Source organism: Actinotalea alkalitolerans (assembly GCF_023369855.1).
GTDB lineage: Bacteria > Actinomycetota > Actinomycetes > Actinomycetales > Cellulomonadaceae > Actinotalea.
This window is the reverse complement of sequence record NZ_JAMBPP010000011.1, coordinates 109066-125855: the sequence shown is the minus strand read 5'-3', so window position 1 is coordinate 125855 and position 16790 is coordinate 109066. Positions and strand designations below refer to the sequence as shown.

The 16790-nt window shown below is 70.8% G+C and carries 14 protein-coding genes; 8 read left to right on the top strand and 6 right to left on the bottom strand.

What is annotated here, in order from left to right; genetic code table 11:
- Positions 1–22 precede the first annotated feature (22 nt).
- The 5 genes from M1R94_RS14750 (at position 23) to M1R94_RS14730 (ending at position 8557) form a co-directional block, all read left to right on the top strand.
- The gene (locus M1R94_RS14750) at positions 23–691 is read left to right on the top strand and encodes an amino acid ABC transporter permease (protein WP_249382475.1); all 669 of its coding nucleotides are present in this window, start codon (positions 23–25) and stop codon (positions 689–691) included.
- A complete protein-coding gene (locus M1R94_RS14745; RefSeq protein WP_249382474.1) occupies positions 678–1502 on the top strand; it encodes an amino acid ABC transporter ATP-binding protein in 825 nt (274 codons plus the stop codon). The genes M1R94_RS14750 and M1R94_RS14745 overlap by 14 nt, the downstream gene beginning before the upstream one ends.
- A gap of 66 nt (positions 1503–1568) precedes the next feature.
- Positions 1569–3878, top strand: a complete 2310-nt coding sequence (locus M1R94_RS14740; RefSeq protein WP_249382473.1) for a putative bifunctional diguanylate cyclase/phosphodiesterase — start codon at positions 1569–1571, stop codon at positions 3876–3878.
- A 153-nt stretch (positions 3879–4031) separates the two neighbouring features.
- Complete coding sequence (locus M1R94_RS14735) at positions 4032–6542, top strand: FAD-dependent oxidoreductase (RefSeq protein WP_249382472.1); 2511 nt, start codon at positions 4032–4034, stop codon at positions 6540–6542.
- 110 nt (positions 6543–6652) lie between these two features.
- Positions 6653–8557 carry a sensor domain-containing protein gene (locus M1R94_RS14730; protein ID WP_249382471.1) on the top strand — a complete coding sequence of 635 codons (1905 nt, stop codon included), beginning with the start codon at positions 6653–6655 and terminating at the stop codon, positions 8555–8557.
- Between the two features lie 2 nt (positions 8558–8559).
- Here the strand turns inward: M1R94_RS14730 and M1R94_RS14725 are convergent, their stop codons facing one another.
- The 3 genes from M1R94_RS14725 to M1R94_RS14715 form a co-directional block, all read right to left on the bottom strand.
- Complete coding sequence (locus M1R94_RS14725) at positions 8560–9417, bottom strand: formate/nitrite transporter family protein (RefSeq protein ID WP_249382470.1); 858 nt, start codon at positions 9415–9417, stop codon at positions 8560–8562.
- A gap of 89 nt (positions 9418–9506) precedes the next feature.
- Positions 9507–9719: a hypothetical protein gene (locus M1R94_RS14720; RefSeq protein WP_249382469.1), complete on the bottom strand. Its 213-nt coding sequence runs from the start codon at positions 9717–9719 to the stop codon at positions 9507–9509.
- The gene (locus M1R94_RS14715; protein ID WP_249382468.1) at positions 9716–10402 is read right to left on the bottom strand and encodes a PadR family transcriptional regulator; all 687 of its coding nucleotides are present in this window, start codon (positions 10400–10402) and stop codon (positions 9716–9718) included. Before M1R94_RS14715 ends, M1R94_RS14720 begins: the two co-directional genes overlap by 4 nt.
- Before the next feature lie 84 nt (positions 10403–10486).
- On the opposite strand from M1R94_RS14715, the gene M1R94_RS14710 reads away from it, so the two are divergent.
- From M1R94_RS14710 to M1R94_RS14700, 3 genes are read left to right on the top strand one after another with little or no spacing between them, the layout of a single operon-like run.
- On the top strand, positions 10487–11470 hold the full coding sequence (locus M1R94_RS14710) for an ATP-binding cassette domain-containing protein (RefSeq protein ID WP_249382467.1): 984 nt from the start codon (positions 10487–10489) through the stop codon (positions 11468–11470).
- On the top strand, positions 11467–12309 hold the full coding sequence (locus tag M1R94_RS14705) for an ABC transporter permease (protein ID WP_249382466.1): 843 nt from the start codon (positions 11467–11469) through the stop codon (positions 12307–12309). Before M1R94_RS14710 ends, M1R94_RS14705 begins: the two co-directional genes overlap by 4 nt.
- 57 nt (positions 12310–12366) lie before the next feature.
- Positions 12367–13902, top strand: coding sequence for an alanine/glycine:cation symporter family protein (locus M1R94_RS14700; RefSeq protein ID WP_249382465.1), 1536 nt, complete (start codon positions 12367–12369; stop codon positions 13900–13902).
- A gap of 9 nt (positions 13903–13911) precedes the next feature.
- On the opposite strand, the gene glsA is transcribed toward M1R94_RS14700, so the two are convergent.
- From glsA to M1R94_RS14685, 3 genes are all read right to left on the bottom strand, one after another.
- Complete coding sequence (glsA, locus tag M1R94_RS14695) at positions 13912–14937, bottom strand: glutaminase A (RefSeq protein WP_249382464.1); 1026 nt, start codon at positions 14935–14937, stop codon at positions 13912–13914.
- Positions 14938–15200: 263 nt separating this feature from the next.
- Entirely contained in the window at positions 15201–15530 is a 330-nt protein-coding gene (locus M1R94_RS14690; protein WP_249382463.1) for a hypothetical protein, read from the bottom strand.
- 96 nt (positions 15531–15626) lie between these two features.
- Positions 15627–16727, bottom strand: a complete 1101-nt coding sequence (locus M1R94_RS14685; RefSeq protein WP_249382462.1) for a carboxylate-amine ligase — start codon at positions 16725–16727, stop codon at positions 15627–15629.
- Positions 16728–16790 lie beyond the last annotated feature (63 nt).

Sequence of the window (16790 nt, the reverse complement as noted above, 5' to 3'; positions counted from 1 at the left end):
CCATCGGACCGGGACCGGCGCGGTGAGCCAGGCGACCTGGGACCTGCTCGTGGAGTCGTTGTGGCCGATCACCCTCGGGGCGGTCCGGGGGACGATCCCGCTCGCCCTGATGTCCTTCGCGCTGGGACTCGTGCTGGCGCTCGTGCTCGCACTGATGCGGTTGTCGTCGCGGTGGTGGTTGTCGGGCGTCGCCCGTGGGTACATCTCGGTGGTCCGCGGCACCCCGTTGCTCGTGCAGCTCTTCGTGATCTTCTACGGGCTGCCGTCGATCGGTGTGGTGATCAGCCCGTGGCCCAGCGCGGTGATCGCCTTCTCGATCAACGTGGGAGGGTACGCGGCCGAGGTGATCCGGGCAGCGATCCTCTCGGTGCCCAAGGGGCAGTGGGAGGCGGCCTACATGATCGGCATGTCGCACCGGCTCGCGTTGCGTCGGATCATCCTGCCCCAGGCCGCGAGGGTCTCGGTCCCACCGCTCTCGAACACCTTCATCAGCCTCGTGAAGGACACCTCCCTGGCCTCGTTGATCCTGGTCACCGAGCTGTTCCGCCAGGCGCAGCAGGTGGCGGCCTTCAGCCAGGAGTTCATGCTGCTGTACCTGGAGGCCGCCGGGGTCTACTGGGTGATCTGCCTGGCCCTGTCCACGGTCCAGGGATCCCTCGAGAAGAGGTTGGACCGCTATGTCGCCCACTGACGCGGCGCACGGGTCGCTCGAGCCGCCCGCCGGGGCCGGTGCCGAGGACGAGGGGGGCCGACCCCTCCTCCGGGTGCGCGGGTTGCGCAAGAGCTTCGGCTCGACCGAGGTCCTGCGGTCGGTGGACCTCTCCCTCGACCGGGGCAAGGTGCTGGCCCTGATCGGGCCCTCGGGCTCGGGCAAGACGACCGTCCTGCGGTGCCTGAACGGGTTGGAGATCGCCGACGGCGGGACGCTCGCCGTGGGCGAGGACGTCTCGGTCGACTTCGCGAGCAGGCCCACCCGGCGGCAGCTGGCCGCCCTGCGCGACCGGTCCGCGATGGTCTTCCAGCACTACAACCTCTTCCCCCACAAGACCGTCCTGGAGAACGTGATCGAGGGCCCGGTCGTGGTCCAGCGTCGTCCACGGACCGAGGCCGTGGCCGACGCCGAGGGGTTGCTCGACCGGGTGGGTCTTGCCCAGAAGCGCGACGCGTACCCCTTCGAGCTCTCCGGGGGCCAGCAGCAACGCGTCGGGATCGTGCGGGCCCTCGCCCTGCAGCCCGCCCTGCTGCTCTTCGACGAGCCGACGTCGGCCCTGGACCCCGAGCTCGTCGGTGACGTGCTCGGGCTGATCAAGGAGCTCGCGCACGAGGGCTGGACGATGGTCATCGTGACCCATGAGCTGCAGTTCGCCCGTGAGGTCGCGCACGAGGTCGCCTTCGTCGACGGCGGCACGATCGTCGAGCACGGCGACCCGGACCTCGTCCTGCGGGCCCCGCAGCAGGAGCGCACCCGGCAGTTCGTCCACCGGCTCCTCCACCCGTTCTAGCGCTCGGCCGCGCGCTGCGGGAAGCGCTTGCACTCACGCGCCGTCTCCCGTGGTCGATAGGAAGGCATGAGCAGGTCGGCGCGGGCAGCAGCGACTCGCCGCCGCGCCCTGGTCCGGCCCGTAGCCCTCACGGCTCTCAGCGCGACGGTGCTGGTCCTGGCCGCCGTCCCAGCAGAAGGTGGTGCGCCACTCCACGGCTGCCTCGCCGTGCTCGTGCTGCTCGGCGCCTGGCGGACGCTGCGCGGGCGAGTCCGGACCTCGAGCGTCAGCCGAGTGGGCGAGCGTGACCTCTGGCGCAGCTGGTCCCGTGCCTTCGCCCTGATGACCTTCGGCGCCGTCGCACAGCTGGTGCTCGACGTCCTCCTCGTCCTGGCTCCCACGGCCCGGCTCCCCGACGAGCTCCCCGGGACCGTGTCGGGCGCCGCCGCGCTCGCCGCCACCTTCGCCGTCTACCCCGGTCTGGTGCGCTGGAACCGCTTCACGGGAACGACCGCGGCACCGGGCGACAGGCTCAACGGCATCAGCGCGGTGCTCGCCGCGGTCGCCGTCGGGAACCTGCTGCTGTGGTGGACCGGCCATGCGATGACCTCGATGCCGTGGTGGCAGGTGCAGGGGTCTCTTCTGCGGCTCGGTGCCGCGGTGGTCCTCGTGGGCACCGTCCTGACCGTCGCCTCCTTGAGCGGGCTCTGGCGTGACCGCAGGCTGTGGGGCGTGGTGGCCGCCATCGGCGTCATCGCCGCCGGCGAGTCCGTGGACCTGGCTGCGGGTGTCGCGCGGGCCGGTGTCACCTGGTCGCTGGTGGCGTGGGTCCTCGCGGGTGCTGCTCTCGTGTGGTGCACGCTGCTCAGTCCCGCCGCGACCACCCCGAACGAGGCGAGCGCCCAGAGCACGACCCTCGGGTCGACGGGGATCCTGATGGCCAGCGTGACCGTCCTCGTCCTGATCGGCGGGCGCGCCGTCCGACCATCGGTGGCCTCCGCGCTGACCGAGGACACCGCGAACGCCGCGACCGTGTTCGGCCTGCTTGCGGTGCTGGGGGTCGTCGCCCGCACCGGACTCCTGGTCAGGGAGCTCTCCCAGCTCTCGCGCTCCCGTCTGGAGGCGCGCACCGACGACCTCACCGGTACGGCCAACCGCCGGGAGCTGATGAGGCACCTCACCCGGGCAGCACGGGAGTCCGGCCAGGTGTGCCTGCTCGTCGTGGACCTCGACCGGTTCAAGGAGGTCAACGACCGGTACGGCCACGGCGTGGGTGATCTCCTGCTGCGGTCCGCCGCCGCACGTCTGGGCGCGCGCGTCCCTGCCGACGCCCTCTTCGCCCGACTGGGCGGGGACGAGTTCGCGGTGCTCCTCCCCGGCGACGAGGAACGAGGGGGCGTCCTGGCCGAGCAGCTCGTCGCCGAGGCCGCCCGGCCTGTCGACGTGGGCGGCTTCCGTCTCGCTGCACCGGTCAGCGTCGGTGTGGCGGTCGCCCACGGTGAGCTCGCCGACGGCGAGCTCCTGCGTCGGGCCGACGTCGCGATGTTCGCCGCCAAGTCGACCGGCGCGGGTGTCTCCCGGTACGACGAAGAGGTCGACCTGCAGGTCCGGCAGCGCGCCGTCCGGGTCGAAGAGCTGCGAGGCGCCCTCGGTCCTGACGCCGGCGCCCACGGGCAGTTCGTCGTCCACTACCAGCCCCAGGTCTGCATGGGCACGGGGAGCATCACGGGGTTCGAGGCGCTGGTGCGGTGGGAGCACCCGGTGCACGGGCTGCTCGCCCCGGGGGCCTTCCTCCACCTGGTCGAGCAGCACGGGCTCATGCCGTCCCTCACCACCCACGTGATGTGGCAGGCCACCCGGCAGGCCGCCCGGTGGCAGCAGCCGGGGCGACGCATCCGCGTCGCGGTCAACGTCTCGACGAGCTTCCTGATCGACGACGCGCTGACGACCCTGCTCGACGAGGTCCTCGCGTCCACGGGCCTGGACCCCTCGCTGCTGGTCGTCGAGGTCACCGAGACGACCCTCATGGTCGACGCCCCGGGTGGTCTTCGGGCCGCCCAGGACATCGCGGCCCGTGGGGTAGGGCTCAGCATCGACGACTACGGCACGGGGTACTCGTCCTTGACGTACCTCCAGACGTTGCCCGCGGTCGAGCTCAAGCTCGACCAGTCCTTCACCTCCCGGGTGCTCGAGGACCCCCGGACCGCAGCGATCGTCACCGCGACGGTCGAGCTCGCCCATCGCCTCGGGCTACGGCTGGTCGCCGAAGGTGTCGAGGACGAGCAGACCCTTGTCGCACTCCGCGAGTCCGGGTGCGACGAGAGCCAGGGATACGTCCACAGCAGACCTCTGCCCGCCGACGAGCTCGAGGACTGGCTCACGCAGCACCACCGATGAGCTCGTGACCTGATCGGTCAACGATGCCCCCTCGCGTGCTGGCCGACCCCCCACGGCTGCCTATACCCGCAGGGGTATGCGACGGAAGTCCTGGGGAGAGTCCCGCCCCGCCTCGTACGGTCGCAGGACACACCGAGGACAGGAACACCAGCCATGAAGATCGTCGTCGTCGGCGGGGTCGCCGCAGGGATGTCCATCGCCGCACGAGCTCGTCGCCTGGACGAGCACGCCGAGATCGTCGTGCTCGAGCGCAGCCACCACGTCTCGTTCGCGAACTGCGGCCTGCCCTACCACGTCGGCGAGGTCATCACCGATCGCAGCCGGCTCATGCTCCAGACACCGCAGAGCCTGCAGGGATCGCTCGCGATCGACGTGCGCGTGGGCATGGAGGTCGTGGGGATCGACCGGGAGGCGCGCACGGTCACGGTGCGCTCGGTCGACTCGGGTGAGGTCTCCGTCGAGTCCTACGACACCCTCGCCCTGGCGCCCGGCGCCACGCCCGTCCGACCACCCCTGCCGGGCATCGACCTCCCCGCGGTCCACGTCCTGCGCCGCATCGGGGACATGGACACGATCAAGGCCGCGGTCGACGGCGCCGGGGACGGCGCTCGCACGGGTGGCGTCTCCCACGCGGTGGTGATCGGCGCGGGGTACATCGGCCTCGAGATGGCAGAGAACCTGCACGGTCGAGGCGTCCAGGTCGAGGTCGTGGAGATGGCCGACCAGATCATGCCCCCGCTGGACCGCGAGATCACCACGACCATGGAGAACTACCTGCGCGCGCACGGCATCGGGCTGCACCTGGGGACTGCTGCCGCAGCCTTCGTCGAGACACCGGACGGGAGGGTCGCCGTCGAGCTGAAGAACGGCACCGTCCTGACCACCGACCTGGTGATGCTCGCCGCCGGGGTGCGCCCCAGCACCGAGCTGGCGGTCGCCGCCGGCCTGGAGATCGGTCCCCGGGGCGGGATCGCCGTCGACCACCACATGCGCACGTCAGACCCTCACATCTACGCGGCCGGCGACGCCGTCGAGGTCGAGCACACCGTGCTGCCCGAGACGTGGCTCATCCCGCTCGCCGGGCCGGCGAACCGCCAGGGTCGGGTCGCCGCCGACAACATCTGCGGACGGGACACCGTCTACGACTCGACCCAGGGGACGTCGGTCGTGAAGGTCTTCGACATGGTGGCCGGCGGCACGGGCGCCTCGGAGAAGCAGCTCCTCGCAGCGGGGGTGCCCTACGCCGCGGTCCAGACCCATCCGCACGGGCATGCCGGGTACTACCCCGGGACGGCGATGATGCACATGAAGCTGCTCTTCTCGCCCGGCACCGGACGTATCCTCGGGGCCCAGATCGCCGGCTTCGACGGTGTCGACAAGCGGCTCGACGTCCTGGCGACCGCGCTCCGGGCGGGCATGACGGTCGAGGACCTCGAGACGCTCGAGCTGGCCTACGCGCCGCCCTTCGGCTCGGCCAAGGACCCTGTCAACATGATCGGTTTCGTCGCGTCGAACACCCTGCGAGGCGACCTCGAGCTGTGGCACGCCCGCGACTACCCCCAGGCCACCGACGGCGCCCGGGTCATCGACGTGCGTGGACCGCAGGAGTTCTCTCTCTGGCACCTCCCGGGTGCCGAGAACGTCCCGCTCGAGGAGCTCCGGTCGGCCCAGGCGGACTGGGACCGGGCCACACCCCTGCGCCTGTACTGCGCCGTGGGGTTCCGGAGCTACCTGGCCTACCGCGCGCTGGTGCAGCGCGGCTTCACCGACGTCCGGACGCTCTCGGGCGGGATGGCCACCTTCCGGGCGTTCCACGACGTCACGCCGAGTGAGGTCGACTCCCCCACGCCGGTGATCTCCTACGCCGAGACCGCCCCCGCTCCCGTCCGTGCAGCGTCCCCCGCACCGTCGGTCTCCACGGGGGTGCTGGTCGACCTCGACTGCACCGGCCTGGCCTGCCCGGGCCCCATCATGAAGCTCCAGGACACCATCCGGACGCTGGCCGACGGCGACGAGGTCGTGGCGCACGTCTCGGACCCGGGCTTCCGGCTCGACGCGCCGGCGTGGGCCTCACGCAACGGGCACACCGTGCTCTCGCTGACCCCCGAGGGTCCCGGCTACGCGGCCCGGATCCGCAAGGGCACCTCGTCCCAGCTCCCCGGAGCGGCGCCCGAACCGGGCACGCCGGACCAGCAGGGCATGAAGTCCTTCGTCGTCTTCTCGGGCGAGCTCGACAAGGTCCTCGCCGCGTTCATCCTGGCCAACGGCGCCGTCGCGATGGGCGACGAGGTCTCGATGTTCTTCACCTTCTGGGGGCTCAACGCCCTACGTCGCCAGGACCCGCCCGCCCGGCCACGGTCGGTGATGAACCGGATGTTCTCCGCGATGCTCCCTTCCGGGGCCGACCACCTGAAGCTCTCGACGCTGCACATGCTCGGGGCGGGCACCGGGCTGATGAAGAAGGTCATGCGGGACAACAACGTGCCCAGCCTGCCCGAGCTCATCGCCTCGGCCCAGGCCTCCGGGGTCCGCCTCGTCGGCTGCACGATGACCATGGACCTGCTCGGGATCGCTCCCGAGGACCTCGTGGAGGGGGTCGAGCTGGGCGGGGTGGCCACGTTCCTCGGTGAGGCCGACAGGTCCAACGGTGCGTTCTTCATCTGATCAGGCCGGGTAGCTCTCGCTCAGGTCGAGCGGCTGTGTGCCGATAGGGAGAGGGACGTCCCGTCTGTCGGGGACGTCGTCGCAGGGGCCGACGCGAACAGGGAGGTCCCGTGCTGGTCCGACGTACCGTCCTGCGGCAGCGACTCTCCCCCCTCCTGCGCGTGCTGCTGCCCACCCAACGCCGGCCCCGCCCTGCGGAGGCCCTCGACCATGCCCCCGGCGAGCTGGCGGCCGCACATGCCGAGCTCGCGGCGACCAGTGCCGAGCTCGCCCGCCGGACCAGCTTCACCGATGCCCTGCTCGAGACGATCGAGGTGGGCATCGTCTCGTGCGACGCCCACGGGGTGATCAACGTCAGCAACCGCGCCGAGCGCGAGCTGTTCGGTCTGCAGTCCGGGCTCGGCGGCCTACACACCGCTGACCTCGAACCGTTGATCGACGTCCTCCACCCGTCAGGTCGACCCCTCCCGGCCGACCGGTACCCGCTGGTCCGGGCGCTGCGCGGCGAGGACCTCGAACCCCTGGACGTCCTGGTCGGCCCCGTCCGAGGACCTCACCGCGAGGTCGTCGTCCGGGCGAGCCGGATGACCGGGCCCGACGGCGAGGTCCTCGGAGCGGTGGCAGCCCTCACGGACGTCACGTCCGAGCGCGCCGCGACGCGCGCGCTGGTCGAGGAACGCCACAAGCTCCGTGAGGCCCAGCTGCTCGGTCGGCTCGGTGGGTTCGACCTCGACACCACGACGGGCACCTGGAGGTTCTCGGACGAGCTGTGCGCCCTGTGGGGCGCCGAACCAGGCTCGCTGACCCCTGAGCGCTGCGCCGAGCTCGTGGTCGAGAGCGACCGGGCCCGGGCTCGCGCCGTGTGGGCGACGGCTCTCACGACGGCGGGTCGTCACGACGTCGAGTTCCGCATCCTGCGCGCCGACGACTCGTCCGAGCGTGTGATCCGGGCGGCCCTGGAGGTGGAGCACGACGACGACGGTCGCCCCACGAGGGTGCGCGGGAGCCACCTGGACATGACGGACCTCGAGCACGCGCAGTCCACGGCCCGACGTGCCAGCGCCTTCTCCGACGCGGTCCTCGCGGCCAGCCCCGACATCACCGTGGTCACCGAGGTGAGCGAAGGTCGACTGCTGTACGTGTCACCGGGCAAGGAGATCCTCGGTTCGGCGGTCGAGGACCTGATGACCCTGGGGATCCCGGGCCTGCTCGCCCTGGTCCACCCTGACGACCTGTCCGAGCTGGCCGGCCTCTACGGCGAGGCCTTGCACCTCCAGGACGGCCACACCCTGCAGAGCCGCTACCGCGCCCGGGAGGTCGACGATCGCTGGTGCTGGCTCAACCACCGGGTGACGCCGTTCCGCCGGGACTCCGAGGGCAGCGTCGTCGAGATGCTCGCCGTGATCCGCGACGTCAGCGACCTGGTGCATGCCGAGGACAGGTTGACCCATGCGGCCCTGCACGACAGCCTCACGGGCCTGCCGAACAGGGCGCTCCTGGTCACCACGCTCGAAGCCGCCCTGAGCCGGGCGCACGTCGACGGTCAGGAGGTCGCCGTGCTGTTCATCGACCTCGACGGGTTCAAGGAGGTCAACGACTCCGGGGGGCACTCGGCCGGTGACATCGTCCTGCAGGAGACCGCCCTGCGGCTGCAGCACGCGCTGCGACCCGATGACGTCGTGGCCCGTGTCGGCGGGGACGAGTTCGTGATCGTCGTCGAGCCCTGGGACCGGGAGGGCACCTCACCGCGCGCTGCGGGGGGGACGTCCGTGCGGGAGCTGGCCGTGGAGATCGCGCGCCGGGTCACCGAGGCGCTCGCCCCGGTGGTCCATGTCCGGGGCCGTGCCCATCACGTCACGGCGAGCATCGGCATCACGTATGCCAGGCCCCCCGCACGGGACGAACCCGCCCCGGCGACCGTCGACGAGGTGCTCCACCGCGCGGACGCCGCGATGTACCGCGCCAAGGCGCGAGGGAAGAACCGCTACGAGGTGCTCGACGACGCTCCGCGCTGAGGTCAGGAGTGCGTCGAGCGCTTGCGCAGGTAGCGCGCGTCGTCGTTGGCGTAGGCGTAGTACAGGCCGATGAGCAGCCCACCGCCGATGAAGTTGCCGAGCAGCGCGATCGCCACGTTGGCCCCGGCGAGACCCAGGTGGATGCCGTCCTGGAGGCCGACGACGGTGAACAGCACCGTGTTGGCCACCGAGTGCTCGAGGCCCAGGAAGGCGAAGATGAACACCGCGATGATCATCACCAGGCTCTTCGTCAGGTCGTCCTTGATCAGGCCGTTGTAGATCAGCAGCATCGCCAGGTTGATCGCGAAGTTGCACAGGACGGCCCGGACGAACAGGTCGCCCCACCCGCCGGCACCCGCCGTGATGAACTCGAGCTTGTGGTCGACCGAGGCCTGCATCTCCGTGAAGGTGGCGCCGTCGGTCAGGGTGCTGAACCGCACGAGCGCTGCGATGAGCAGTCCACCCAGGAAGTTGCCGAGGAAGCACAGGCCGAGCAGGCGCAGCGCCTTGGCCCAGCTCGTCCGCCGGTAGTAGGCACCGATCGACACGACCATCATGTTCGAGGTGAGGAGCTCGGACTTGGAGTAGTAGATGAACACCAGAGCCCAGCCGAAGGTCAGTGCCCCTGCCAGACGCCCGAGCTCGCGCAGCGACGAGCCGCCCACGACCACCGTGTCGAAGGCAGCCACGACGCCGTAGTGCGCGACGTACAGCAGCCCGATGATGATCCCGGCCATCGCGGCCCGCTGGAGGTAGCGCCGCGCGAGCTCGCCCGACATCGCGGTCTTCGTCTCGAGCGCCTCGAGGACCGTGCTGATGAAGTGCTTGCCGGGGAACAGCTGATACGGGTCGGAGGTCATGGGCGATACGTTCCCACGCCCGAGGGTCCCTCGAGACCGGCCGATCGGCCCAGACGGCTCCGCAGACCTACGCTTCGGGGCGTGCCCTCCTACCGTGTGACCCTTGCCGTCGGGATGCTGCGACCGGGGACCGACCCGTCGACGGTGCTGCCGACGGCGGCCACGGCGGCGCGAGAGCGCACGACGGTCGAGGCCTGCGAGATCTCCGTGGTCCGCGGCCAGGCGAGGGTCACCGTCCGGTTCCTGGCCGACGGCGACCAGGACGCGACCTCGATCGCGCGGCGTGTCAGGGCGACCGTCACCTCCCTGGCGGAGGTGGACTCGCCGGTGCTCCACCGTCGGTACGGTCCTCGGTGGCACCGGGTGCGGGCGTTCTCGCCGTCGTACTGACACCAGGCACCTGCCCGGCACGGTCGGCGAGCGACGTCACGATCCGTGCCTCGGCGTCGTAGTAGTCCAGCCCCCAGTCGGCGACCATGGCCGGGTACCTCACCTCCTCGCGGTCGCCCAGCTGGTCACGGACGCCCTGCAGCTCGGCCCGCCTTACGGCCAACGACGCCCGGTACTCCTCGAGCATGGCCCGCATCGCCTCGGGGGTGCTCAGATGGCCCATCAGCAGACGCAGGGCCACCGGGTGCTTGAGCACCGGGAAGCCGACCGCGGTGCGGTCCATCCACGTCCGCACGGCGACCCGCCCGTCGTCGGTGATCACGTACCGGGTGGTCGGGCGCGCGCCGGCGGCATCGTGCTGCGCGGCGACCATGCCCGCTCGGACCAGGCGCCCCATCTCGGAGTAGACCTGGCTCATCGCCGGTGAGACCCAGTAGAAGCGCAGCGTGCGGTCGGCCATCTGCTTGATCTCGTACCCGGTCAGCCCGACGTCGCTCCGCTCGGTGAACGCCAGCAGCCCCAGGAGCGCGTAGGCCGTCGGGCTCAGCCGGGCGTCCGGTCCCGATCCGTCGGGCAATTCCGTTGCGTCGGTCATCGAGACGATCCTAGTGTTCCTATTCGGAAGAGAAGGGGTCCTTGGGCCCACCACCCGTTGACAGACCGACGTGCGAGGAGTGCCATGACCGACCTGGCGATCGAGACCGAGAAGCTGGTCAAGACCTACAACGGCACCCCCGCGGTGGACGGCATCGACCTGCAGGTGGAACGAGGCGGGGTGCACGGTTTCCTGGGACCCAACGGAGCGGGCAAGACGACCACCATCCGGATGCTCGCGACCCTGCTGCGGCCCGACGGCGGGACGGCCAGGGTCCTGGGCAAGGACGTCGTGCACCAGGCCGACGAGGTGCGCAGCGCCGTGGCCCTCACCGGGCAGTTCGCCTCGGTGGACGAGGACCTCACCGGCCTGGAGAACCTCGTCCTGGTCGCACGCCTGCTCGGCTACTCCCGCAGCGGGGCACGCCGTCGGGCTGCCGAGCTGCTCGACGCCTTCGGGCTCAGCGAGGCGAGCGACCGGCTGGTCAAGAAGTACTCCGGCGGGATGCGCCGCCGCATCGACATCGCGGCGAGCATCGTCGTGACCCCCGAGCTGATCTTCCTCGACGAGCCGACGACCGGCCTGGACCCCCGCAGCCGCAACCAGGTGTGGGACATCATCCGCGCGATGGTGGGCGCCGGGACGACCGTCCTGCTCACCACCCAGTACCTGGACGAGGCCGACCAGCTCGCCGACAGGATCTCGGTGATCGACACCGGGCGGGTGATCGCCGAGGGCACCCCGGGCCAGCTCAAGGCCTCGGTGGGCTCGGGTGCCCTCCATGTGCGCGTGCGCCACCCCGAGGACCGACCCCGGGCCGCCGAGATCGTCGCCCGCGCCCTGGGCGCCGAGGTGCTCGTAGCCTCCGACCCGGCAGCGCTGTCAGCAACGGTCGAGTCGTCGGCCCCTGCGATGCGGGCGATCTCCGAGCTCGAGGCGCAGGGCATCACCGTCGCCCAGTTCTCCCTCGGTCAACCAAGCCTCGACGAGGTCTTCCTCGCCCTGACCGGTCATCTCGCCCAGAGCGGGGACGAGCCCGCCACCGACCTCACGGAGGGAGCAGCATGACGCTCGAGAAGGAGACCCCCACGCTCCGCACCGACGTGCAGGCCGTGCACTCGGCGCTCTCCACGGGCACGCGCCCGCCCCGCCCCGGACCGCTGTCCACCTCGATGGCCTTCGGGTGGCGCGCCCTGCTCAAGATCAAGCACGTCCCCGAGCAGCTGTTCGACGTCACCGTCTTCCCGGTGATGATCACCCTGCTCTTCACCTACCTCTTCGGCGGAGCGCTCGCGGGCAGCCCCCGCGACTACATCCAGTTCCTGCTCCCGGGGATCCTCGTGCAGGGGGTCATCATGATCACGATGTACACCGGGGTGACCCTCAACACCGACATCCAGAAGGGGGTCTTCGACCGCTTCCGGTCGTTGCCGATCTGGCGCCCCTCGGCCCTGGTCGGGATGCTCCTGGGTGACGCCTTCCGGTTCACGATCGCCTCGACGGTGATCCTGGGCCTGGGCCTGATCATCGGGTTCCGGCCGACCGGCGGCCTTGCCGGGGTGGTCGCTGCGGTCGCGCTCCTGCTGCTGTTCGCTTTCTCGTTCGGCTGGATCTGGACGTTCCTGAGCCTCGTGCTCCGCACGCCCAACGCCGTCATGGGCGTGAGCATGATGGTCATCACGCCGTTCACCTTCGGCAGCAACATCTTCGTGGACCCTGCGACGATGCCCGGATGGCTCCAGGCCTTCGTCGAGGTCAACCCGATCTCCCACCTCGTGACGGCCGAGCGCGGCCTGATGGCCGGTACCGCGACCAGCGCCGAGGTGCTCATGGTGCTGGTGTGGTCGGCGGTGCTCGTCGGGGTGTTCGGGCCGCTCACGATGCGCCGCTACGGTCGGGGGCGCTGATCTCACCGAGGCTCGCCTCCACTTGTGACTCCGGTCACAGTCGTGTGAACTGCTCCGATGACACGAGCCCTGGTGACGAGCGCCGCCCCCGGATCGACCGTGAGCCGCATCGAGGAGGCGATCAACTCGTGGTTCGAGCCGATCGCCGCCGCAGTGTCCGGCGTCATCTTCTCCGAGGTCCGGCTGGGCCCGGTGGGGTTCCCGATCCTCATCGCCTGGCTCATCGCCGCTGCGATCTTCTTCACGGTCGCCCTGCGCGGTATCCAGTTCCGCGGCATGGGCCACGCGCTGGCGCTGGTGCGAGGCAGGTACGGCCGCAAGGACGACCCCGGTGAGGTGAGCCACTTCCAGGCGTTGTCCTCGGCCGTCTCGGGCACGGTGGGCCTGGGGAACATCGCAGGGGTCGCGATCGCCGTCACGATCGGTGGTGCGGGGGCGACCCTGTGGATGATCCTGGCCGGGCTGCTGGGCATGTGCACCAAGTTCGTCGAGTGCACGCTCGGGGTGAAGTACCGCGAGGAGCACGAGGACGGCACCGTGACCGGCGGCCCGTTCCGCTACCTCCCGATCGCCTTCGCCCGGTTCGGCCGGCTGCCCGCCAAGGTCCTGACCGGCGTCTACGCCGTGGCGATCTTCTTCTTCGGCGCCGTGGGCGGCAACATGTTCCAGTCCAACCAGACCTACGCCCAGGCACGCAACGTCACGGGCGGCGAGGACGGGGTTCTGGGGGGCGACGGAGCGGCTCTGCTCTTCGGCATCCTGCTCGCGACCGGGGTCGCCGTCGTGATCATCGGGGGCATCAAGTCGATCGCCCGGGTCACCAGCAAGCTGGTCCCGGCGATGGCCATCGTCTACCTCGCGTCCTGCTCCGCGGTCCTGGTGGTCAACGCGCAGCAGATCGGACCTGCCTTCGGGGAGATCCTCGCCGGCGCCTTCTCCCCGCAGGGGGTCGGCGGTGGCATCGTCGGTGTCATCATCATCGGCTTCCAGCGTGCCGCGTTCTCCAACGAGGCAGGCATCGGCTCCGCGCCCATCGCCCACTCGACGGTCCGCACCCGCCGCCCGGTGACCGAGGGGTTCGTCGCGGCGCTCGAGCCGTTCATCGACACGGTGGTGGTCTGCACCTTCACCGCCCTGGCCATCATCATCGCCCGCCCGCAGTCCTGGCTCGACGGTCGTGCGGAGGTCGCGGCCGGCGGCCCCGGGCCGGGCGACGGCGTGACGCTCACCTCGGACGCGTTCGCCACGGTGCTCCCCTGGTTCCCCTACGTCCTGGCCGTCGCCGTCGCGCTCTTCGCCTTCTCGACGCTGATCACCTGGGCCTACTACTCCCAGAAGGCGTGGACGACGATCTTCGGACGGACCCCACGGACCGAGCGCACCTTCCAGGTCGTCTTCGTCACCTGCACGGCGCTGGGCTCGGTCGTGACCCTGGGTGACGTGGTCGCCCTGGCCGACGCGATGCTCTTCCTGTGCGCGTTCATCAACATCCTCGGTCTCTACCTGCTGTTCCCGGTGGTCCGACGAGAGCTGGCCGAGTACTGGGCCGACCGTCGTGCGGGTGAGCTCGTCCGCTCTGACACCACCTCGTGAGACCCGACCTCAGCGAGGGTCGTCCATGTCGCCGTCCACGATGGGCTCGCCCGAAGCGAACAGGTTGAGACCGAGCCGCTCGGAGAGCTCCCTCGTGGCCCGTTGCCCACGCACGCTGTTGCCCGCGTCGTCCAGCGGCGGGGAGAACGTCCCCAGCCCGCCCTTGCCCGGCGAGACGGTGACGATGCCGCCGCTGACCCCGCTCTTGCCGGGCAGGCCGACCTCGTACAACCAGTCGCCGGATCTCTCGTACATGCCTGCAGTGGCCATGACCGCCAGGACCCGCCGCGAGGTCCCCGCGTCCACGACGCGTTCGCCGGTCACCGGGTTGACCCCACCGTCGGCGAGGGTGGCCGCCATGATCGCGAGGTCGTGCACGGTCACGGCGATCGAGCACTGCCGGGTGTAGACCTCGGTGGTGCCGTCCGGGTCGAAGTAGAGCTGGTCGTAGCCCCGCAGCAGGTGGGCGATCCCCCTGTTCCGTCGGTTGGACTCGGACTCCGAGGCGAGGATCTCCTCGTCGAGCTCGAGGTCGCGCCCGGCGAACCGCGACAGGCCTCGCAGGACGAGCTGCCACTTGTCCTCGACGGTGTCTCCAGGGACCAGGCTCGTCGTCGCGATGGCCCCGGCGTTGACCAGCGGGTTCATCGTCCGTTCCTCGTGCAGCTCGACGGCCATCACGGAGTCGAAGGGTAGACCGGTGCCGTTGACGCCGAGACGCTCGCGGGCCTCGGTGTGGCCGACCGCCTCGCACACCAAGGCGTAGACGAAGGGCTTGGAGATGCTCTGGATCGAGAACGGCACCTCGACGTCGCCCTGCTCGTAGACCTGACCGTCCACCGCCGCGAAGCAGATCCCGAAGAGATCGGCGGGGGTCTGCGCGAGGCCCGGGATGTAGTCGGCGACCTGGCCTCCGTGGTCGTCACGGCACGTCGCGTACGCGTCCTCGACGTGCCGCCGGATCGTGCCCGGATCCGGCAACCGACCGGTGGTCGACGCCTGCTGCTTCTTGGTCGACCTCTTCGCGGTGCCCACCCGGGCGACCCTAGTCGTCCGGCGTCGGGGCCGCCCCTCCTCGGCACGACACCCGCGGCCGTCACCCCGCATGACAGATAGATACCCCCCGGGGTATTGTTCTCCTATCACCGATCGATCAAGGAGACACGACATGTGCAGTCCGGCCCGATGCTCGCGATGTGGAAAGGTCACCTGGAGCGGCTGCGGGATGCACGTCGATGCCGTCATGGCCGGGGTACCCCGACCCCAGCAGTGCACCTGCCGCTGACGGGCCGTCCCGGTCAGGAGCCGGGACCCGGCCGGGCGTAGCGCACCTCCCACAGCTGCGCGTCCCGACCGGTCCGGACCCACCCGTCGGTCTCGATCTCGGCGCAGAGGTCCGTCAGGCACCGCGTCAGGCCCGGGACCGCCTCCTCGTCCCACCGGACCGCACCGATCACCGGGGCCATGAACGTCGCGCTCACGTAGCGAGGAGAGCCGTCGACGACGGCCACCAGCCGATGCAGGCGGTAGCCGGGCACAGCGGTGAGCGTGGCGACCAGGGACGCCCACCAGGAGCGCGCACCGGCCTGCTCGACCTGGATCATCAAGAGCTCCGACGGGGTGTCCATCGGTCCATCATGCTCGCTGACACGCGGTCGTGGTCGAGGCCCTGCCGATCGGCGGGTGCCCCGTCGGCGCCCGTGACACACCGCGCCCCGCACACCTCAGCGGTGGCCCGCCGTCACCCGGACGGCATCCGCCACCACCGCGGACAGGTCGCCGCTCCGTGCGAAGACCTCGCGCTGACGGCGCGCTCCCGTCCCCCGGCTCAGCACCTGCTCGAACCGCGTCTCGACCGCCTCCTCGTCACCGGTCCGCGCCAGGGCCGGCCGCACGTGCTCGAGCATCGCCTCGACCACGTCCCGCGCGGGACGAGGGGTGCTGCGCCACGGGTCCAGCAGCTCGCCGTCGAGCCCATCGCGACCCGCCTGCCAGCGGGCGAGCCGCAGCAGCGACGTCGTGACAGGCGCGGCAGGCTCACCTGCCTGCCACTCGTGGGCCGCGGTCTCGACCAGACCGCGACACAACCCGGCCACCAGCACCGCGTCCTCGACCTCGAGGCAGACGTCAGCCGCCCGGACCTCCACGGTCGGGTACCGGCTCGAGGCGCGCGCATCGAGGTAGACCATCTTCTCGTCCAGCACCACCCCGGTCGCGATCATCTCCTCGACGGCCCGCCGATACCCGTCAGCCGAGCCGAACAGCTCGCTCGGGCCCGCGGAGGGCCACCTCAGCCAGACCTGGGACCGGAAGCTCGCGTACCCCGAGTCCTGCCCCTGCCAGAAGGGCGAGTTGGCGCTGAGGGCCAGCAGGGCGGGCAACCAGATCCGGATCCGGTCGATCACCCCCACGGCCTCCTCGAGGGAGTCGACCGAGACGTGGACATGACACCCCGAGATGAGCTCCTCCCTCGCGGTCAGACCGAACCGCTCGGCGATCCGCAGGAACCGCGGTGACGGTGCGAGCGTCGGTCGCACCGGGAGCGGTGAGGTCCCCAGTGCCGCCACCTGCGCGCCGACGTCCCGACCCGCCTGGACCGCCCGCCCTCGCCAGGCCCGCAGCTGTGACGACAGCGCGCCGAGATCGGTCTGCGGCGGGGTGTCGATCTCGAGCTGCTCCAGCTGGAGCTCGCCGTCGACCGAGCCGCCCACGGCCGCACCGCCCTCCGGCTCGCCCTGCGTCGCGTGCCTGACCGCATCGCCCGCACGGGCGATCGGCCGCCCGGTCGCACCGTCGATCAGGAGCAGCTCTTCCTCGATCCCCATGGAGCGCACGTGGTCAGTCTGACCAACCCGGGTCACGACCGCACCCGCGCACCACCACACCCG